At 71.9% G+C, this 19,942-nt stretch carries 19 protein-coding genes; 1 reads left to right on the plus strand and 18 read right to left on the minus strand.

Translation table 11 applies throughout. The features are described 5' to 3' along the window. Positions 1-153: 153 nt before the first annotated feature. From FWJ67_RS04175 to FWJ67_RS04235, 13 genes are all read right to left on the minus strand, one after another. On the minus strand, positions 154-1,815 hold the full coding sequence (locus FWJ67_RS04175) for a ribonuclease J (RefSeq protein ID WP_304172308.1): 1,662 nt from the start codon (positions 1,813-1,815) through the stop codon (positions 154-156). Between the two features lie 119 nt (positions 1,816-1,934). Beyond that, positions 1,935-3,032 carry a GerAB/ArcD/ProY family transporter gene (locus FWJ67_RS04180; protein WP_414482358.1) on the minus strand — a complete coding sequence of 366 codons (1,098 nt, stop codon included), beginning with the start codon at positions 3,030-3,032 and terminating at the stop codon, positions 1,935-1,937. Between the two features lie 81 nt (positions 3,033-3,113). Further along, on the minus strand, positions 3,114-4,007 hold the full coding sequence (dapA, locus tag FWJ67_RS04185; RefSeq protein ID WP_304172304.1) for a 4-hydroxy-tetrahydrodipicolinate synthase: 894 nt from the start codon (positions 4,005-4,007) through the stop codon (positions 3,114-3,116). 23 nt (positions 4,008-4,030) lie between these two features. After that, on the minus strand, positions 4,031-5,299 hold the full coding sequence (gene dapG, locus FWJ67_RS04190) for an aspartate kinase (RefSeq protein WP_304172302.1): 1,269 nt from the start codon (positions 5,297-5,299) through the stop codon (positions 4,031-4,033). Next, a complete protein-coding gene (locus FWJ67_RS04195; protein WP_304172300.1) occupies positions 5,300-6,340 on the minus strand; it encodes an aspartate-semialdehyde dehydrogenase in 1,041 nt (346 codons plus the stop codon). Between the two features lie 39 nt (positions 6,341-6,379). Then, a complete protein-coding gene (locus tag FWJ67_RS04200; RefSeq protein ID WP_414482359.1) occupies positions 6,380-6,982 on the minus strand; it encodes a dipicolinate synthase subunit B in 603 nt (200 codons plus the stop codon). After that, positions 6,979-7,905 carry a dipicolinate synthase subunit DpsA gene (dpsA, locus tag FWJ67_RS04205; protein WP_304172296.1) on the minus strand — a complete coding sequence of 309 codons (927 nt, stop codon included), beginning with the start codon at positions 7,903-7,905 and terminating at the stop codon, positions 6,979-6,981. Before dpsA ends, FWJ67_RS04200 begins: the two co-directional genes overlap by 4 nt. Before the next feature lie 78 nt (positions 7,906-7,983). Next, entirely contained in the window at positions 7,984-8,823 is an 840-nt protein-coding gene (dapB, locus tag FWJ67_RS04210; protein WP_414482595.1) for a 4-hydroxy-tetrahydrodipicolinate reductase, read from the minus strand. A 148-nt stretch (positions 8,824-8,971) separates the two neighbouring features. Beyond that, a complete protein-coding gene (locus FWJ67_RS04215) occupies positions 8,972-9,451 on the minus strand; it encodes a general stress protein (RefSeq protein ID WP_304172292.1) in 480 nt (159 codons plus the stop codon). A 62-nt stretch (positions 9,452-9,513) separates the two neighbouring features. After that, the gene (locus FWJ67_RS04220; RefSeq protein ID WP_304172290.1) at positions 9,514-9,780 is read right to left on the minus strand and encodes a YlmC/YmxH family sporulation protein; all 267 of its coding nucleotides are present in this window, start codon (positions 9,778-9,780) and stop codon (positions 9,514-9,516) included. A gap of 43 nt (positions 9,781-9,823) precedes the next feature. Continuing rightward, positions 9,824-11,263: a hypothetical protein gene (locus FWJ67_RS04225; protein WP_414482361.1), complete on the minus strand. Its 1,440-nt coding sequence runs from the start codon at positions 11,261-11,263 to the stop codon at positions 9,824-9,826. 109 nt (positions 11,264-11,372) lie between these two features. Continuing rightward, the gene (locus tag FWJ67_RS04230) at positions 11,373-11,735 is read right to left on the minus strand and encodes a dUTPase (protein WP_304172285.1); all 363 of its coding nucleotides are present in this window, start codon (positions 11,733-11,735) and stop codon (positions 11,373-11,375) included. Positions 11,736-11,771: 36 nt separating this feature from the next. Further along, positions 11,772-13,064, minus strand: coding sequence for a M16 family metallopeptidase (locus tag FWJ67_RS04235; protein ID WP_304172283.1), 1,293 nt, complete (start codon positions 13,062-13,064; stop codon positions 11,772-11,774). 242 nt (positions 13,065-13,306) lie between these two features. Between FWJ67_RS04235 and FWJ67_RS04240 the strand changes: the two genes are divergently transcribed. Then, positions 13,307-14,617 carry a glycosyl hydrolase family 18 protein gene (locus FWJ67_RS04240; protein WP_304172281.1) on the plus strand — a complete coding sequence of 437 codons (1,311 nt, stop codon included), beginning with the start codon at positions 13,307-13,309 and terminating at the stop codon, positions 14,615-14,617. Between the two features lie 94 nt (positions 14,618-14,711). Here FWJ67_RS04240 and FWJ67_RS04245 read toward each other — a convergent pair whose 3' ends face one another. From FWJ67_RS04245 to FWJ67_RS04265, 5 genes are all read right to left on the minus strand, one after another. After that, positions 14,712-15,494 carry a polysaccharide deacetylase family protein gene (locus tag FWJ67_RS04245; protein WP_304172279.1) on the minus strand — a complete coding sequence of 261 codons (783 nt, stop codon included), beginning with the start codon at positions 15,492-15,494 and terminating at the stop codon, positions 14,712-14,714. Next, complete coding sequence (locus tag FWJ67_RS04250) at positions 15,491-16,312, minus strand: polysaccharide deacetylase family protein (protein WP_304172276.1); 822 nt, start codon at positions 16,310-16,312, stop codon at positions 15,491-15,493. The genes FWJ67_RS04245 and FWJ67_RS04250 overlap by 4 nt, the downstream gene beginning before the upstream one ends. Before the next feature lie 69 nt (positions 16,313-16,381). Then, complete coding sequence (locus FWJ67_RS04255; protein WP_304172275.1) at positions 16,382-16,870, minus strand: cell wall hydrolase; 489 nt, start codon at positions 16,868-16,870, stop codon at positions 16,382-16,384. A gap of 16 nt (positions 16,871-16,886) precedes the next feature. Further along, a complete protein-coding gene (locus FWJ67_RS04260; protein ID WP_304172272.1) occupies positions 16,887-19,019 on the minus strand; it encodes an ATP-dependent DNA helicase in 2,133 nt (710 codons plus the stop codon). Positions 19,020-19,049: 30 nt separating this feature from the next. Beyond that, on the minus strand, positions 19,050-19,916 hold the full coding sequence (locus FWJ67_RS04265; protein ID WP_304172270.1) for a hypothetical protein: 867 nt from the start codon (positions 19,914-19,916) through the stop codon (positions 19,050-19,052). Between the last annotated feature and the right edge of the window lie 26 nt (positions 19,917-19,942).

Here is a 19,942-nt window from a genome sequence, read left to right on the forward strand (position 1 = left end):
GACGGCCACCTGGGTCGCCGGCCCCATCATCCCATGCCCGCCATCAGCCATGGTTCGATCCCTCTTCCCCAGGCGTGCGCCCGAGGCGCCGGAAGGGTTCGGCCCACCCATGGTATGGGCCGCCCCGGGAAGAGGTTCCTGGGAACGGGAGGCTCACACCTCGACGACGATGGGCAGGATCATGGGACGGCGGTGGGTCCGCTCGAAGAGGAACCGGGAGAGGGTCTCCCGCACTTCGGACTTGATGGACTGCCAATCGGTGAGGCCGTCGGGCACCCGGCGTTCCAGAGCCCGCCGCACCTGGAGGCGGGCCTCCTCCATCAGGTCCTCCGCCTCCCGGACGTAGACGAAGCCCCGGGAGACCACCTCGGGGCCGGCCACCAGCTGGCCCGTCCGCTTGTCGACGGTGACCACCACCACCATGATCCCGTCCTGGGAGAGGACCCGCCGGTCCCGGAGGACCACCTGGCCCACGTCGCCCACGCCCAGCCCGTCGACCAGCACCTGGCCCGAGGGGACCCGCTCGGCCACCCGGAGGCTGTCCGGGGTCAACTCGAGGCGGTCGCCGTTCTCGGCCAGCTGGATGTTCTCCTCGGGGATCCCCACGGCCATGGCCAAGCGCTTGTGGGTGACCAGCATCCGGTACTCCCCGTGGATGGGGACGAAGAACTTGGGCCGGACCAGGTTGAGAAGGAACTTCAACTCCTCCTGGGAGGCGTGGCCCGAGGCGTGGATGCCGGAGAAGGGCGAGTGGATCACCTCGGCCCCCAGCTTGAGGAGCCGGTCGATCACCCGGCCCACCACCCGCTCGTTGCCGGGGATGGGGTTGGCGGAGATGATGACCGTATCGCCCGGGAGGATGGACACATTCCGGTGCTCCTGGGCCGCCATCCGGCTCAGGGCCGACATGGGCTCGCCCTGGGAGCCGGTGGTGAGGATGGTCATCTGGTGGGGCTTGTAGCGGCCGATCTCCTCCACGGGGACCAGCATCCCGTCGGGGATGTTGAGGTAGCCCAGGCGGGTCGCGATGCCCACCACGTTCACCATGCTCCGGCCGACCACCGCCAGCTTCCGGCGGTGGTGGTGGGCCGCGTCGACCACCTGCTGGATCCGGTGGATGTTGGAAGCGAAGGTGGCCACCAGGATCCGGCCCCGGGTCCGGCTGAAGACGTCCATCAACGTCTCGCCCACCACCCGCTCCGACAAGGTGTAGCCGGGGCGTTCCGCGTTGGTGCTGTCGGCCATCAGGAGGAGGACCCCTTTCCTCCCCAACTCCGCCAGCTTCTGCAGGTCGGTCACCTTGCCGTCGATGGGCGTCTGGTCGAACTTGAAGTCGGTCATGTAGAGGATGGTGCCCGCGGGCGTGTGGATGGCCAGGGCGACGTCATCGGCGATGGAGTGGTTGACGTGGATGAACTCCACCTCGAACCGGCCGATGGTCCGGGACTCGCCGGCCCGGACTTCCCGGAGCCGGGCCTCGCTCAGGAGGCCGTGCTCTTCCAGCTTGGCCTCCACCAGGCCCAGGGTCAGCCGGGTCCCGTAGACGGGCACTGGCAGTTGGGGCAGCACGTACGGCAGGGCCCCGATGTGATCCTCGTGCCCGTGGGTGAGGACGATGCCCCGAACCCGGTCTTTACGCTCCACCAGGTAGGTGATGTCGGGGATGACCAGATCCACCCCGGGCATCTCGTCCTCGGGGAACATGACCCCCGCGTCGATCACCAGGATCTCCCCCTGGCTTTCGATGGCGGTCATGTTCTTGCCGATCTCGCCCAGCCCGCCCAGCGGGATGACGGAAACTTTGGGTACGCCCAAGAACGTCCCTCCTCGTTCTCTTCCCAGCTCACCAACCGTCCACAGGTCGCCTTGGGGGCCGGAAAACCGCTGGCCGGGCCGGCACTGTGCTCCATTATAACCCAGCCTTCCTGAGGCGATCAACGGACCGCTCCCCCGTCCTTCCGGCGCTGCCGGAGCCGGTGGCTGGCCAGAAAAAGGACCGGCACCCCCACCGCCAGGAGCACCCCCGGCCCGGCAAGGGCATGGCTCCATCCCTCGACGGCCTGGAGGTTGGGCGGGAGCAGGCTCAGCCCCCAGACGGGCACGATGAGAAGGAGCGCGAGCAGGGGCCGCCGCTCCCATCGGGTGGCCTGGGCGAGGGCCAGCAATCCGGCCCCGTAGGCGATGGCCGCGGTGGAGAAGACCGCCCAAAGCCACAGCGCGGCCAGGAGCACCTCGGGTTGCTCCACCACCCGCAGGGGGAGGCGCTGGGCCCGGGCCACATTGAGGAGCGGCCAGGTCTGCTGGGCGATGAAGGTGGGGCTGAAATGGCCCAGGCAGGCCAGCACCGAGGCCGCGTAGAAGAGGACGGCCCCGGCCACGCCCGCCGCGGTCCACCGGCCCAGACTGGGGGGGTAGGCCGCGTGGGCCCCCAAGAAGAGGACCACCTCAAAGCCCAAGAGGGAGAAGAGCCCCGGGCCCACACCGGCCACCAGGCCGGACCAGCCGCGGCTCAGATGGAGCGTCAGGTTCTCGGTGGTGGCCCCGTAGGCGGCGATGAGGAGAAAGAGCAGGGTGGTAAAGAGAACGATGAAGGCTATGACATCGCTCAGGCCGGCCAAGGCGGCCACCCGCAGCCGCCCCGCCCAGGCGACCACCGCCGCCAGGGCGGCAACGGTGACGGCCATGGGGGTCCGGGGGAGGAGGAAGACGGCGGCGAACTCACCGAAGAGCCGGAGGGCGATGCTCGTCAGGACCAGGAAGTAGAGGCTATAGGCCATCCCCAGGAGCCGGCCGGCCCAGGGGCCCCAGAGGGTGGCCGCCCCCACCACCGGGTTGAACCCGGGCCAGAGGGCGGCCGTCCGGCCCGCCAGCCACGCCGCGGCCATGGCCAGCCCGCCCGCGAGGAGGACGGAGAGCCACGCTGCGGTCCCAGCGGCCGCGGTGGTACCCCGGGCGATGGTGAGCACCCCCACCCCCAGCACGGCGTTGAAGACCAGGCCTCCGATCTGGTGTGGCCTCAGCCCCTGGTCCACCCAACCCCTCCTGGCCCTGCCGGCTCTTCCCCTAAGGTGCGCCGAAGGGGGCCAGAAAAGCCCTGCCAGACCGCAGGCGTCTCAGTCGAGCAAGCCCACCTGCTTCATCGCCTGCTGGATGGCCTCCCGCTCCGCTTCCGTCGCGGGGGGCAGGGGGAGCCGGGGCGGCCCCGCCGGGAAGCCGGCCATCTCCAGGGCCGCCTTCACCGGGATGGGGTTGGTGGTGACGAAGAGGCCCCGGAAGAGGGGGTAGAGGTGGTGGTGGATCCGGATCGCCTCCTCCACCCGCCCGGCGACGAAGGCCCCGATCATCTCCTGGATCTGGGGGCCCACCAGGTGGGAGGCCACACTCACCACCCCGTAACCGCCGACGGCCAGGATGGGCAGGGTCAGGCTGTCGTCGCCCGCATAGATCCGCACGTGCTCAGGAACCGCCTGGACGAGGCGGGAGACCTGATCCAGATCCCCCGACGCCTCCTTGACGGCGGCCAGGTTGGGCGCCTCGGCCAGCCGGGCGACGGTCTCGGGGGCCAGGTTGGCCCCGGTCCGGCCAGGGATGTTGTAGAGCATGACGGGCAGGGAGGTCGCCTGGAGGATCGCTTCAAAGTGGCGGTACAGGCCCTCCTGGGGTGGCCGGTTGTAGTAGGGGACGACGGCCATGATGCCGTCCACCCCCAGCTTCTCCGCTTCCCGGGTCAGCTCCACGCTGGCCGCGGTGTCGTAGGAGCCGGTGCCGGCGATCACCGTCACCGCGCCGCCGACGGCCCCCACCACGGCCCGGATCACCTCCACCTTCTCCGCATGGGAGAGGGTGGGCGCCTCCCCGGTGGTTCCCAGGATCACCAGCCCGTCCGAACCGCTCTCACTGAGGCGGACCGCCAAGCGGACCGCCCCGTCCAGGTCGATGACCCCTTCGGGGGTCATGGGCGTCACCATGGCGGTCAGCACCCGCCCCAGATCCCACGTCTTGGCCATGCTCCCCAACCTCCCTCGCGAGCTTACCGAAGACCGCCGGACCCGCTCTCCAAGAGACCGAACTCCCGGGAGAGGGCCCGCACGGCGGTGCCCACCTCTTCCTGGCGGACCAAGCAGGAGATGTTGGCATGGGAGTCGACCGTATGGTAGATCCGCACCCCTGCCTCGGCCAGGGCCCGGGCGATGCGGGCCATCACCCCGGGGAGGCCGTGCATGCCGGCCCCCACGCAGGAGACCTTGGCAAACCCGCTGGTCACCTCGAACCGGGCCCCCCGGCGGGTGAGGACCTCCCGCACCTGGTCGCCCAGCTCCTCGTCGACGACGAAGCTCAGCCGGTCGGGAGCAACGTAGATCATATCCACGCTCACCCCCGCCTCGGCCACACTCTGGAAGAGCTGGTGGATCTCCTCGCCGTCGAACTCGCCCCGGGCCGGGACGGCCCAGACCCGGCTCCGGGGCCCCACGTGGGCGATGGCCCGCACCGGCCGGTCGGCCCGGGCCGGCGCCTCCCGGGGCAGCGCCTCGCCGGGACCGTTCAGCCCGTCCGTCACCAGGGTGCCCGGCGCGCTGCCCACCGTGGACCGGATCTGCAAGGGCACCCGCCCCTCCATGGCGATCTCCACCGCCCGGGGGTGGACCACCCGGGCCCCCAGATAGGCCATCTCCATCGCCTCCCGGTAGGTCACCCGCTGGAGGGTGGGCGCCTCAGGCAGGAGCCGGGGATCGGCCGCCTTCATACCGTCCACGTCGGTGTAGATCTCCACCCGCTCCGCCTGCAGGGCCACGCCCAGCGCGGCCGCGGTGGTGTCGCTGCCGCCCCGGCCCAGGGTGGTCACCTCCCCGTCGGCCGTCACCCCTTGGAATCCGGCCACCACCGGGATGATGCCCTCGGCCAGCAAGGCCAGCAGCCGGTCGGGCCGGACCTCCTCAATCCGGGCGCTGCCGAAGGTCCCGTCGGTGATGATGCCCGCCTGGCCGCCGGTGAGGGCCTGGGCGGGCAAGCCTCGGGCCTGCAGGGTGAGGGCCATGATGCCGCTGGCGATCACCTCACCGCAGGAGAGAAGCAGGTCGAGCTCCCGGGAGGCGCCCCCGGCCGGCCAGGCCCCCACCTGACGGGCCAGCCCCAGGAGGGTGTCGGTGGCATAGGGGTCCCCGGCCCGTCCCATGGCCGAGACCACCACCACCACCTGGTGCTCCTCCCGCAGGGTTCGGGCCACGTGCTCCACCACCCGCTCCCGGAGCTGGGGCGTGGCGACGGAGGTGCCGCCGAACTTCTGGACGACGATGCCCATTCACCCTCGCCACCCTCGCGGCGCGGCCAGCCGTTCCGCGATCTGGACCGCATTGAGGGCCGCGCCCTTCCGGATCTGGTCTCCCACCACCCACAGGGTAAGCGCTCGCTCCTCAAAAGGATCCTTCCGAATCCGCCCGACGAAGACCGGATCCTGCCCGCTGGTCTCCAAGGGCGTCGGGTAGAGTTGCTCCTCGGGATCGTCCAGCACCTGCACTCCCGGCGTCTCCCCCAGAAGCCTGCGGGCCTCCTCCACCGCCAGCGGGCGCTCGGTCTCCAGGTAGACCGACTCGGAGTGGCTCCGCAGCACCGGGACCCGCACCGTGGTGGCCGTCACGGGAAGGTCGGGGTCCCCGAGAATCTTCCGGGTCTCGTGGACCAGCTTCCACTCTTCCTTGGTGTACCCCAGCTCATCGAAGCGGTCGCACTGGGGCAGCAGGTTGAAGGCGATGGGCCGGTGCCGCTTCCCGTCCCGGTAGGGGAGGATGGAGGCCTCCAGGGGCCGGCCCTCCAGCCAGGCCCGCACCTGAGCCTTCAGCTCCTCCACTGCCCGAGCCCCTGCGCCGGAGACGGCCTGGTAGGTGGAGACGATCACCCGACGGAGCCCGGCGGCCCGCCGCAGGGGCGCGAGGGCCATGACCAGGATGGTGGTGGAGCAGTTGGGGTTGGCCACCAGCTGGGGCCCCTCGTCCAGGAGGTGGCCGTTCACCTCGGGAACCACCAGCGGGACCTCCTCATCCATCCGGAAGGCGCTGGAGTTGTCGATGACCGTCGCCCCCGCGGCCAGGGCCGCGGGCGCGTACTCCTGGCTCACCGAAGCCCCCGCGCTGAAGAAGACCAAGTCCGTCCCCTGGAAGGCCTGGGCCGTCAGCGCCTCCACGGGCAGGGCCTCTCCCTGGAAGGTTAGGGTGCTCCCCGCACTCCGGGGCGAGGCCAAGAGCTTCAGGGAGGCCACCGGAAAGGACCGCTCCTCCAGAATCCGGATCAGCTCCTGCCCGACGGCCCCCGTCGCCCCCACGATGGCTACCCGCACGCCTGCCATGGCACGTCCCCCGCTTCCTGCTCTCGATTGGCCCCTGGGCTACCGCACCGCCCGCCGGCGCCGCTCGATGAGAACGGGCTGCAGCTGCCGGCCCTCCAGCGCCGCCACCACCGTGTCCACGATCCGGTCGAAGTCGGCCACGCACGAGGTTGGCTTCGCCTCGGGGTTGTCCTGCCCGAAGGGCACGAAGTAGATGTTCTTCGTGTTGAGGAGGATCCCTATGTTCCGGGCGTTGTTCCCCAGGGCGTCGTTGGTGGAGATGGCCAGGACCACGGGCCGGAGGTTGCGCAAGGTCCCTTTCGCGGCCATCAGCACCGGCGTGTCGGTAAGGGCGCCGGCCAGCTTGGCCAGGGTGTTCCCCGTACACGGCGCGATGACGAAGGCGTCGAAGGCCTTCTGCTGCCCCAGGGGCTCCGCCTCCACGATGGTCTCCACCGGATCCCGGCCCGTCAGCTCCCGCAAGCGGGCCCGCCACTCCTCCGCCGTGCCGAACCGGGTGTCGGTGGTGGCCGCGTTGAAGGAGCGGACCGCCGTCACCGTCGCCCCTTCCTCCTGCAGGCGCTGGATGTGGGGCAAGACCTCCTCGAAACTGCAGTGGGAGGCGGAGATGCCAAAGCCGATGGACCTCCCTGCCAGCCTCATGGGTGGACCTCCTCAGCCGGCTGCGCCACCTGGCCCGCCAGGTGGTCGCGGATGAGCCGGGGAATCACCTGGCCGAGGATCCGTCCGGCGCTGGTGGGGGCCACCTTGCCCGGCAAGCCCACCGCCAGGATCGCCTTCAACCCCAGGCGGCGGGCCGCCTCGAAGTCGGTGCCGCCCGGCTCGGAGGCGATGTCGATGATGAGTGTCTCCGGCTGGAGCCGTTCCAAGAGGGCCCGGTCCAGCACCGGGGCCGGGACGGTGTTGAAGATCACCGGCGCGGCGGCGCACACCTCCACCATCTGCTCGGGCGGCACGGCCCGGCAGCCCAGGGCCGCGGCCCGGGCCTGCCGCTCGGGCCGGGGCTCCACCACCGTCACCGACGCGGAGAGGGCGGCCAGCTTCTGGGCCAGGGTGAGGCCGCAGCGGCCTGCCCCCAGCACCACCGCCTGGGCTCCGTGGAGGGTGATGGGCAGCTCCTCCATGGCCAGCTGGATGGCGCCCTCCGCCGTGGGCACCGAGTTGAGGATGGCCACCTCGTCCAGGTGGGCCAGCTCCACCACCTTCAGCCCCCGCTTTTCCAGACGCTCCCGCAGGGGCGGGCGGAGCTGCCCGACCAGAAAGAGGGTGTTGGGCTTCAGCTCATCGACGAGGCGCTGGTCAAAGGCGACGGGAGGCAGGTCGGGGACCAGGATGGTGGGGATCCGCCCTTCCCGGTCCAGCCCCCGCATGGGGGCGATCACCACCTGGGCGCCCACCAGGGCGCTGGGGCCGTCGGCCACCGCCCGGGCTCGGGTCAGCTCGCCGGGGCGGGGCAGGCCGAAGAGGGTGAGGGAGGCCCCCAAGCGGTAGAGGATCCGGGCCAGCTCCACCTCCCGCCGATCCCCACCCAGCAGGGTGACCCGCACACCGTCCAGCTCGGGCATCGTGCCGGCCTCCTTGCGAGGATGCGAATGGTTGTCTCAGCCAGGTCGGTGCAGTATATGTCGCCTGGGAGAGGCCGGTCACTGGCCCGGGACGGGCCCTTGCCCCGAGGAGGACGGCTCGGTCGGGAAAAGGAGGGGATCCAAGCCGAAGACGGGTCCCTGGAGGCTCTGGACCCGCCGGATGGCCAGAAGGAGGCCCGGCATGAAGGCATCCCGGGTGGTGGCATCGTGGCGCAGGGTGAGGGTCTGGCCGTCCAGGCCGAAGATCACTTCCTGGTGGGCCACCAGGCCGGGCAGCCGGACGCTGTGGACGGGCACCCCCTGGACCGAAAGGCCCCGGGCCAGGGCCTGCTCGCCGCTGGCCGCCGCCTCCGCCCCGCCCGGCCCCCGGGCGGCCGCCACCCGCCGGGCCGTCTCCAGGGCAGTCCCCGAGGGGGCGTCCCGCTTCTGGCCGTGGTGGAGCTCAATGATCTCCACGGCCGGGAAGTAGCGGGCGGCTTCTTCGGCAAAGCGCATGAGGAGGACGGCCCCGATGGCAAAATTGGGCGCCACCACCAGCCCCAGGCCCCGCTCCCGGGCCAAGCCGGCCAGTTCTTCCAGGCGCCGGGGCTCGATCCCCGTCGTTCCCACCACCGCAGGCAGGCCCCGCCGGAGGGCGGCCTCCACGTGCTCCGGCGCCGCCTCGGCGGTGGAGAGCTCCACCAAGACGTGGGGGTTGGTCTGATCCAGGGCCTCTTCCAGGCTCCCCATCACCGGCACCCCCAGGGGCCCGCACCCGGCCACCAGCCCCACATCCTCCCCCACCCGGCGCCGGCCCACCCCGCCCACCACCGCCACATCCTGGGTCTCGCTGGCCGCCCGGACCAACGCCTGTCCCATCCGGCCGGTGACCCCGGCCACCACCACTCGGATGGTCACCCGCTCACCTCCAGCGTGCGGCGCCCCCGGCCCTCGCCAAACGGAAGCGGCTGGCGCCCGAGGGCCAGCCGCCGGAACCCGCCGGATCCCCGCCAGGGTGCCCGCGGGGCCGTACTTCGACACCCGCCGGGGGCGTCCTGCCGGAGTCTCAGCGGGGGTGGCTCTCCACCTCGCGCGCGCCCTGGCCGCGCAGGAGCTCCTCCACCTGCTGCTCCTCACCGTCTTCCACTTCGACGGTGCACAGGATCCCACCCTGGCGGACCTCGTTCTCGTACACATTCCCCCGCTCTTCAGGGATCCCCATATCCAAGAGGCCCCCTGCCACACCGCCGGCGGCCACCCCCGATAGGGTCGCGGCCAAAGGCCCAGCCGCCACCAGGGGCCCGATACCCGGGATGGCCAAGGCGCCCACCCCGGCCAGGAGGCCCGCGATCCCACCTAAGGTGCCGCCCCAGGTCATCCCTTCGGAGACGTCCATGTTCAAGCCCATGCCGTCCCCGCCCTGCTCCTGGTCGCCCTTGGCGACGATGGAGATCTCCTGCTCGGTGTACCCCTCCGCCTTGAGCTGGCGGACCGCCTGCTCCGCCTGCTCCTTCTCGTCGAACACGCCGATCACCGTTCTGGCCACCGTCTCTCCCCCTCCATCGATCTTCGCCCCGTAGTCTCTCCCGGAGGGGGAGGCGTATGCGGCTACCGCAGGACCCACCGCACGGGCGTGGCCGGCTCCTCCGCGGTGGCCAGGTCCACCACCATCAGATCCACCCCGATCTTGCGGATGCCCCGCCAGGGGATGCGGAGCTCCTTCCGCTGGAAGAGGCCCTGGCGGTAGGGGACGAGGATGGACTCCACCCGGCCCGTCTCCGTGTCGATGATCACATCCGACTCACTCACCACCCCCAGGCGGATCCCCTGGTCGATGTCGATGATCTCCTTCCCGGCCAGCTCGCTGTACCGCATCGGACCACCCCCGCCGGTGATGGGTATGCGGCCCACTCTCCCTCTAGAACCGGCGGCCGATGGTGAGGGTGAGCCGTTCGGGCCAGCCCCAGAGGGCGTCGTACCGGCCCCGGTCCCACCGGCCCACCGCGAGGGAGGCGAACCACCCCTGGGCCAGATCGGCGCCCGCCTCCACGAAGAGGGCGCGGTCCGGCTCCCGCTCGACCCGCGCCTTCCAGACAACCCGCCACCAGGGGGTCTCCCGCCGGCGGAGCTCCAGGCGGAGGGTCCCGCCATAGACCCGGTCCCACCCGATCCGTCCCTCCACCCCCGTCCGGCCCAGGCGGCTCCAGACCACCAGCCGGGCCGTCTCAGGCCCACCCCGCCAGGTCACCTCCCAGCGGCCGGACCGGCCCACCCCCAGCTCCAGCTGCTGGGTCGCCTCCAAACCGGCCCCACTGGCGACCCGCTTCCCCTCCAGGCCGGCGGACCAGGTGAGCCCGCCCCAGGTGAGCCGGCTGCGCAGCTCCCCTTCCCAGTGATGCCCCCCGCCGCCCAAGCGGGCGTGGAGGAACCGGTTCTCCCAGCGCCAGGGGCCGCTGCGGAGGCGGAGGTCGGTCCAGAAGCCGGCGGCGTCCGGGGGCAACCGCTGCTCCCGGGCCGCAAGGGAGCGGAAGCCCCCGTCGGTCTGGAAGAGGCCCCCTTCCAGCCGGAGCCGCTCGGAGGGGCGCCAGGGCAGGCTGCGGAGGCGGACCAGTCGCGCCCCCCGGGCCTGGACGGGGCCCAAGGGCCGTTGCTCCCAGCCCGCGGTCCGGGTGTGGACCAGCTGGAGCCCCACCTCGACGGGCCCCGCCTCCACGTACCCTTCAACGGAGGCCAGCTCCTGCAGGAGGCCCCGGTTGGCCGGGTTCGGAGGCTGGACCCCGCCCAAGAGCCCCGTCTCCAGGCGGAAGAGGGTGAGGGCGGTGCGGCCCCCGGACCACCACCCCTGGAGGCGGGCAGCGGCCAAATCGCCGTCGGGGCCGGGGTTGTCGATCTGGCGGACCCCTTGCAGGGTGAGGTCCCAGTGCCGGCTGGCCACCTCCAGGGTGAGCGCGGGTTGCTGGGGGTTCCGCCGGCCTCCTGAGATCAAGGCCAGGGGATCCCCGCTGGCCAGATGGGCTTGGTCGTAGAGGAGTTGGAGCTGGAGGGCCGGGGCGGTGAGGGCGAGCCGGCCTTCCGCGAGGCGGTCTTCCTCCGCCGGGCCCGGCCGCTCCACCACCAGGCGGGCGGCCGCCCCCCAGCCGGGCGGCGCCAGCGGACCCGCGGCCTCCCAGAGGAGGCGGTGGAGGGGCGGCCCAGGCCCATCCCACTCCCCCTCCCAGGCGGCCTGGCCCTCCCAGGACGCGGCCGCCCCGGGCCAGGGAGACCCCGCGAGGCACCCGAGGAGGAACAGGAACGGAACGGTCACGCTCCACGGAACGAAGGTGAGGCGGCGCGGAAGGATCAGAGGCCGCTGGAACACAGAACGTCGCCTCCGGCCATCCGGGCTGGCGCCCGGGGGAGGCGACTGGAAGGCCCCTGGCCCGGAGGCCAGGGGCTTAGCTTCAAGATACGGAAGGGCAGCCTCCCCGTCAAGAGGGGGGCGCGTAGTACCCGGGCCGGTCCGACTCCCCCCGGATGCGCCGGAAGTTCTCCAGGTTCTTGGCCCGGTACGCCTCAAAGAGCTCGTCCGGCCCGATGCCCACCTTCAGGCAGGTGGAGAGGAAGAAGTGGAGCAGGTCGACCAGCTCCTCGGTGAGCCGGCCCTTGTCCACGGGCTTGGGATCCTTCCACCACTTGAAGTTGACCTCATCGAGAATCTCGGCCAGCTCGCTCACCATGGCCAGCACTTCCTTCTGAACCCAGGTGGCCGGGTCGTAGGTGAGCTGCCGCCGCCGGGCCACCTCCTCGTCGAAGGCGGCCTGCATGCGGAAAAGCTCGTCCAACCGATCCAAAGGATTCCTCCTCCCATGGGGCGCGCCAGGATCGGCTCAGCGGCGCCGGCGGCGCCGCTGCCGGCCCTGACCGCTGCCCGCCACCCGCAGGGCCCAGCCCCGGGGCGGCGCCCCCGCCACGGCCACGCCCACCCGCTCGGGCCGGAACAGCTCCCGGGCCAGGCGCCGGACCTGGTCCAGGGTGACCCGCTGGAGCTCCTCCAGGTACTCCTCCTGATCGATCACCCGGCCCAGGAGGAGCTCTCCCTGGCCCAGCTGGAACATGCGGTTGACGCTGCCCTCGGAGCCCAAGAGGTACGCGCCCCGGAGCTGCTCCCGGGCCCGCTCCACCTCCGCCCGGTCCACCTCGCCCCGGGCGAGGCGGAGCACTTCCGCCTCCAGAAGGCCTTGGACCGCCTCCAAGTTGGGCGGGCGGCAGCCGGCGTAGAGGACGAAGACCCCCGTCTCCCGGAAGCTGGCGTGGTAGGCGTAGGTGGCGTAGACCAAGCCCCGCCGTTCCCGCAGCTCCTGGAAGAGGCGGGAGCTGGTCCCGCCGCCCACCAGGGTCTCCAGGATGGCTAAGGCGTACTGGTCGTCATGCTCCCGGGGGAGGCCGGGCACCCCCAGGCAGAGGTGGACCTGCTCCGTCTCCCGGCGCCGGATGACGGTGGTCGGCTCGGGCGCCACCTGGACCGGCTCAGGCAAGGTCCGGCAGGTGGGCGGCAGGCTGGCAAAGCGGGCCTCCACCTGGCGGCAGAGCCACCCATGATCCACCTGGCCCGCCGCGGCGACCACCAGGTTGTCCTTGGTGTAGCGTTCCGCGAGGTACCGGGCCAGCGCCTCCCGGGTGATCTGCCGGAGGCTTGCGGGCCGACCCAAGACGCTCCGGGTCAGGCTGTTGGCCCCCAGGGTGGCCTCCAGGATCAGATCCTGGACCAGCTCCTCCGCGTCGTCCTCGTACATGCTGATCTCGTCCAGGATCACCTGCTTCTCCATCTCGATGTGCTCGGGATCGAGAAGGGGCGCGGTGATCATCTGGGCCAGGATCTCCAGGGCCACCTCCAGCCGGTCGGCGGGGACCAGCGCGTGGTAGCAGGTCTCCTCCCGGGTGGTGAAGGCGTTGATCTCACCACCGGTGGCTTCGATCCGTTCCGCGATGGCTTGCGCGCTGAAGCGCTCCGTCCCCTTGAAGAGGAGGTGCTCCAGCAGGTGGCTGATCCCGGCTTCACTGGGCCGCTCGTGGCGGGACCCGGTGCCCACCCACACGCCGATGGCTGCCGAGCGGGCACCAGGCAGGGTCTGGCTCACCACCCGCAGCCCTGAAGGGAGGACCGTCCGCTGAACGCTCATGCCAAGCCCCTTTCGCCGGCAAGTGCCTTCATTATACGGCCTCCCCTGCCACCCATCAACCTGAACCGGCTCCTGACAGGATCCGCTGCCGGTGGCCTGGGGGAGGCTGGCCCAGCTTGGTGCCGTTGGCAGGGGAACCCAGGCCAGCCGGGCCTTTCCGGGAGGCCCGGACCAGCAGGCAGCGAAGGGGTGGGCAGACCTCGGCGATCGATCCGCCCATCCCAGCGACCCAGGAGGCTGCCATGTCGACCAACACCCTCTCCATGGCCATCATCGGAATCCTCGCCTTGGGCGGCCTGCTGGGCGGCCCCACCCCCTCGCCGGACGGGCCCACCCCCGGGGTGACGGCCCCCGCCCCCCAGGGGGAGGGGCCCGCAGCGGGCGAGACCCTCCTGGAGATCCGCACCGAGGAGGCCTGGGTCCGGGAGGCCCCAGGCGGCACCGGCCGGGTGGCCACCCTCTCCCAGGGGAGCCGGGTAACCCAGATCGGCCAGGCCGGCCCCTGGGTCCAGGTCCGCCTGGGCGATGGCCGGGAGGGGTGGGTCTCCAGCCTGGTGGTGGGCGCCCCCTCCCAGAGGCTCACCACCGGCAGCCAGGTGTGGGGGTACTACGTGGAGGACTGGGCCCTCTCATCCTGGTCCTCCTTCGCGGCCAACGCCGACCGGCTGACCGGGGTGGTGCCCTGGGCCTTCTCCCTGGACGGCAGCGGGAACATCCGCCTGGCCGACCAGCTGAGCGGGGCCCAGCTGGCCCAGGTCCTCCAGCACGCGGGCGCTGCGGGCCTCAAGACCCACCTGCTGGTTCAGAACTTCCGGGACGGTGCCTTCGATCGCACGGCGGTGCATCGGCTCCTCAACGACCCCCAAGCCCGCCGCCGGGCGGCCGACGGGCTGGTCCAGCAGGCCCGGAACTGGGGCGCGGCCGGCATCCACCTCGACTTGGAAAACGTCCCGCCGGAAGACCGGGGGGCCCTCACCACCTTCGTCCAGGAGCTGGCCGCCCGCCTTCACCAGGAGGGCCTGGAGCTCTCCATGGCCCTGCCGGGCAAGACCGCGGACCGGCCGAGCCACGCCTGGTCCGGCGCCTTCGACTACCCGGCCCTGGCGCCCCACCTGGACTGGGTGGTGCTCATGACCTACGACCAGCACTCCCGCACGGGCTCCCCCGGCCCCATCGCGGCCGCGCCCTGGGTGGAGGCGGTGGTCCAGTACGCGTTGGCGTCAGGCTTCAGCCCCGAGCGGGTCCTCCTGGGTCTGGCCGGGTACGGGTACGACTGGCCCCGGGAGGGGACGGCCCGCTCCCTCACCCACCCCCAGGTGATGGCCCTCTTTGAGGAGCAGCGGCGCCTCACCCCTGGGCTCACCCTCCGCTGGGACGGGACGGCCAAGAGCCCCTACTTCCACTATGGCTCGGGCAACCAGGTCTGGTTCGAGAACCGGGAGAGCCACGGGGCCAAGCTCCAGATCGCGAGCCGGTACGGCCTGGCGGGCGTCGCCCTCTGGCGGCTGGGCCAGGAGGACCCGGACAGCTGGACCCTGCTGGCTGACGGGTAGCCCCCAGACGCCCGGTTGCCGCGGAAGCCCAGTGCCGTACAGGCCCTGTGCGGGCCCGGGCTTCACCCTTTCCGGGCCTGGACCATGCAGGGGCTCAGGCTTCCGGGAGCTCCTGGCCGGCCAGGCCCGCCTCGATCAGCCGGCCCACAGGGACCACATCCATCCCTTTGGCCCGGATCGCCTCCAGAATCGGGGGGAGGGCCTCCAGGGTGGGTTGGGTGGGGTGCATGAGGATGATGGCGCCCGGCGCCAGCCGGGGCACCACCCGCTCCACGATCCGGCTGGGGCTGGGCCGTTGCCAGTCGATGGTGTCGATGGTCCACATGACGGTCCAGTAGCCCAACTCGCTCGCCACCCGGGCGATGCGCCCGTCCACCTCCCCGTAGGGGGGGGCGAAGAGCCGAGGCTGCTCACCCACCAGGGCGAAGAGGAGTTCCTCGTTCCGCTGGATCATCTGGCGCAAGGCCTGGTCCGAGAGGGCCTTAGGGTGATCGTGGGTGAAGCCGTGGTTGCCCACCTCGTGGCCCTGGGCCGCCATGGCCCGGACCAGCTCCGGCGCCCGGTTGGCCCACCGGCCCGTGGGGAAGAAGGTGACCTGGATGCCCTCCCGCTCGAAGAGGGCCAGCATGGCCGGCAAGACCTCATCGCCCCAGTCCACGTTGACCGCGAAGGCGACCCAAGGCTTCTGGGTGGGGACCCGGTAGACGGGCGCCTCCCGGCGTAAGGCGTCGGCCGGGGCCAGCACCCGGAGGCTGCCGGGCGCCTGCGCCGCCCCGTACCAGGCGGCCGCCACCACCAGGAGGGCCGCCGCGAGGAGGACCCCGTCCACCAGCCGATCCAGGCGGATCACCCAGATGGGAACCCACCGCCCCCTCATGGGGTCCCCGCCTCCCCCGCATCTTTGGGACGGGCTGGGTCAGATCCCGCTGGAAGCGGCCGTTGGACCCCCGAGTGGCTGTCGATGGTGTAGTTCTGCCGGTGGATCAGCTCGCCCACGGGCACGATCCGGTAGCCCCGCCCCTGGATCTCGGGGATCAGCCGCTCCACCGCTTCGGGGGTGTGCTTGCCGGCATTGTGGAAGAGGACGATTTCCCCCGGCCCCAGGCCTTTCAAGACCCGCTCCACCATCGCGTCCGCGGAGAGGTCCTTCCAGTCCAGCGAGTCGATGGACCACTGGACGGTGTAGAGCCCCATCTCCTCAGCCACCTGGATCAGGCGATCGTTGTACTCCCCGAAGGGCGGCCGGAAGAGGGTGGGCTTGGTGCCGATCAGCCGCTGGATCAGCTGGCCGTTCCGCTCCAGGTCCTGGCGGATCTGGTACTCGCTCATGGAGGCCATGTGGCCGTGGGCGTAGCTGTGGTTGCCGATCTCGTGGCCGGCCTCCGCGATCTTGCGCACGTATTCGGGGTACTCCTCCACCCAGTTGCCGGCCAGGAAGAAGGTGGTCTTCACCCCGTAGCGGGCCAGGATCTCCAGCAGGCGGTCGGTGTTCTCCGTGCCCCAGGTGGCGTCGAAAGAGAAGGCGATCCAGGGCTCCTGCCGCTCCACCTTGTAGATGGGCACCCGGCGGGCCAGCAGGAGCCGGCTGGTGGCGGTCCAGACCGGCTCCGCCGTCCAGTGGACCAGGGTGGAGACGGCCACCACCAGGACCACCAGCCCCAAGAGAAGCCACCGCCCCCGCACGATGACCACCATGGGCCTCCCCCCCGTCCGGCTCTCGCGTGGAACCTATTCGGGGGCTGGCGGCCCTAGAAGCGGGTGCCTCTACCGGGTGAAGACGTGGTTGCCGATCTGGCGCACCACGGGCCGGCTGGCCCAGAAGGAGGGGTTCCGGGTGAGGCGGGGGTTGTAGAAAAAGAGCGCGCCCATGCTGGGGTCGTGGCCCGCCAGGGCCAGGTCCACCGCCCGCTGGATGTTCTCCGGAATGGGCATGGTGGGATCGTAGGCCCGCTCGGCGACGGGCTGGAACTGCCCCCGCTGGAAGATGACCTCCCGGATGGTGTTGGGGAAGTCGGGGTGGCGCACCCGGTTGAGGACCACCGCGGCCACTGCCACCTGGCCCTCAAAGGGCTCGCCCCGGGCTTCCCAGTAGGTGATCCAGCCCAAGAGGTGCCGCTCGGCCGGGGTCGCCCGGTAGGCGCCCTGGGAGGGCCGTCCCACTTCGATGCGGACCGAGGCCTCACCGCCACCGCCGGTGACGGCCTGGAAGAGGATGAGGGCGAGCACCACCCACCACAGCTGGTCCAACTTCATCGGAACACGCCTCCATTCAGCCCTCACCCGATCCCTGCTCGGTGGCCAGGTGCCGCCGGACGGCCTGGGCCACCTGCCACCGGTCCCCCCGGAAGAAGGCCGCGGGAGGGAGGGAGTCCAGCACGAGGCGCCCGTACCGGCGCCGGGTCACCCGCCCGTCCAGGAGGACGACGGCCCCCCGGTCGTTCCGGTGGCGGATGAGGCGGCCGAATCCCTGCTTCAGGCGGAGGACCATCTCGGGCAGCTGGAAGGCCAGGAAAGGGTCCCGGCCCTCCTGGCGGAGCCGCTCCAGGCGGGCGGCCACCACCGGCTCGGTGGGCACCGCGAAGGGGAGGCGGGCGATCACCACCAGCTCCAGGGCTTGTCCGGGCAGGTCCACCCCCTCCCAGAAGCTGGCGGTAGCCAAGGCGACCGCCCCCGGCTCGGAGCGGAGCCGCTCCAGCAGCTGGGTCCGGGGAAGCTCCCCCTGCCGCATCACCGGCCGGTCGGCGGGGAGCCGTCCCTCCAACGCCTGCGCCACCGCCTCCAGCATCTGGTAGCTGGTGAAGAGGACCAGGGTGCCCCCCGTCACCGCCGGCACCACCAACTCCAGGCTCTCCGCGGCCGCTTCGGGGAAGGCGGGCCCGTCCGGCTCGGGCAGGTCCTCCACCACCGCCAGGAGGGCTTGGCGCCCGTAGTCGAAGGGCGAATCCAGGATGCTCTCCAGGAGCCGCCCGTCCTGACGGCACTCTTCCAAGCCCAACCGCTCCACCAGATACTGGAAGGCGCCGCCCACGGTGAGGGTGGCGGAGGTGGCCACCACCCCGCTCACCTGGTCGAAGAGGACCTGCTGGAGGATGGGCCCCACCTGCACGGGCGCGGAGCGAAGCTGCACACCGCCTCGAGAGCCTTCCACCCAGAAGACCTCCTGGGGCCCCTCGGCGCTGACGATGGCCTCCAGCTCCTCCGCCCGCCGGCGCAGGGCCAGGTCGACCCCCTCCAGCTCGGCCAGCACCGCCCGGCCCCGCTCCTCCCGACCCACGGCCGTCCCCTTCAGCTCCGCCCGCAGCCGGTCGAGCAAGTCCGCCAGACGGGTCCAGGCCAGGGCCGCCTCTCCGGCCAGCTGTTCAATGGCCTCGGGGAGGGTGCCTGGCGCCAGGATCCGGGGCCCCTCCGGGGGCGCCCACCGGCCCAGCCCGTCGAAGAAGGCCGCCGCCCGCTCCCCGGCCTGGCGCACCGCCGGCAGGACGTGCCAGTCCACCAGCTCCAGGAGGGCCGGGGCCTGCTCGTCGGCCTCGCCGGCGAGGGCCCGGGCGGCCACCAGGAGCCCGCCCTCCTTCCCCCGGCGCCGGTAGAGCCGGCGGAGGAGCCGCTCCACCCCCCGGCGGGTCAGCTGGCGGCCCAGGTGGTCCGTCGCCGTCTCCTCCAGGTGGTGGGCTTCATCCAGGATGACCACCCGGTAGGGGAGGAGGACCGCCCGGTCCGACCCCCAGCCCACCGCCTGCCGGACCACCGCGTCGGCCAGGAGCAGGTGGTGGTTGACCACCAGAAGCTGGGCCCCCTCCATCTGCCGCCGGGCCTGGAAAAAGAAGCAGCGCTGGAAGAAGGGGCAATCGGCCCGGAGGCACCCGTCGGGGTCGGCCGCCACCTCCTCCCACACCTCCGCGGAGGGCTCAAAGGGCAGGTCTGACCGGCTCCCCTCAGCCGTCTCATCGGCCCAGCGGGCCAGAGCCTCCAGCGCCTCCCGGATGCTCTCATCCCCTTCGCCGGGCAGGTGGCGGAGGCGCTCCAAACGCAAGAGGCAAAGGTAGTTGGCCCAGCCCTTCACCAGGGCGTAGCGGAAGGGAAAGGGGAGCACCTGGGCGAGAAAGGGCAGGTCCTGCCGGACCAGCTGCTCCTGGAGGGGGATGGTCTGGGTGGAGACGACCACCCGCTCCCCGGTGGCGTGGGCGTAGAAGAGGGCGGGCACCAGGTAGGCGAAGGACTTGCCTGTCCCCGTCCCCGCCTCGATGAGGGCGACGGCGGCCGGGGGCTCCGCCGCCCCGTCGAGCACGGCGGCCACTTGGGCGGCCATGCGGGCCTGCTCGGGGCGCCACTCGTAGTGGGGGAGGGCGCGGGCCAGGGGGCCATTGGCCCGGAAAAACCCTTCAACCTCCCGTACCCACCCCACCGGCCGCCCTCCTCGGTTCTCCTCCCCCGTTCAATTCGCCGTACTGCCTCCCTCCCCTCTTGGCTCGGGCTCCAGCCGGCCCAGATGATCCAACCAGTTGAGGAAGGAGCTCCCAGCGATCCGGCGGGAGAGGGACCGGTGCTCCGCCTCCAGGTGGAGCCAGGCCAGCCCGACCAGGGCGCCGAGGATCCCGGCGGGCGGCAGGGCGGCCACCAGACTCCAGCCGGCCAGGGCCCCCAGGGCGTTGGCCCCCGCATCCCCCAGAACCCCCTCCTCCCTCAGATCCCACCCCATCAGGGCCAGAGCTGCGGCCAGGCCGGGGAGGGCCGGCAGGCTCGCCCCTCCATCGGCCAGGAAGGCGACGCCCAACAGGACCAGGCTCCCCTTGAAGGCCCGGCCGGGCCGCAGGTCCAGGAGGTTGACGGTGTTCACCGTGAGGGCGACGAGGGTGGCGCCCGCGAGCCACCCCCACCCCTGGGGCAGCCCCTTGGGCGGGGCCGCGAGCCCCACCAGCAGAGCGCCGCTCCCCAGGAGGAGAAGCTTCAGGGCCCCGGTGGTCAGCTCTCCCTGGAGGAGCGCGCCGCCATGGCCCCGCAGGCCCCGGCGGCTCCCGTCGCCCAGGAGATCATCCACCCAGCCCACCAGACCCGCCCAGAAAAGCCATGCGGCGAGGACGGCCAGCCTCCCCGGCTCACCCAGCCCCGCCTCCCCCACCCCGCGGGCTGCCCTGGCGGCGGCCGCCGCTAGGGCGGCCCCCGCGGCCACCCCGCCGCCGGCGGCCAGAATCCAGGCCAGACCCAACCCCCACGGCACCCAGGCGCCCCGGTAGTTGGTCACCCCGATGTGGCGCCGCCGGCACCAGAGGAGGAGGGGGCGGGCCAGGACCCGGGCCAACACCCACGCGCCCCCGGCCAGAACGATCC

Source organism: Limnochorda sp., assembly GCF_047459355.1.
In the GTDB taxonomy this organism is placed as follows: domain Bacteria; phylum Bacillota; class Limnochordia; order Limnochordales; family Limnochordaceae; genus Limnochorda.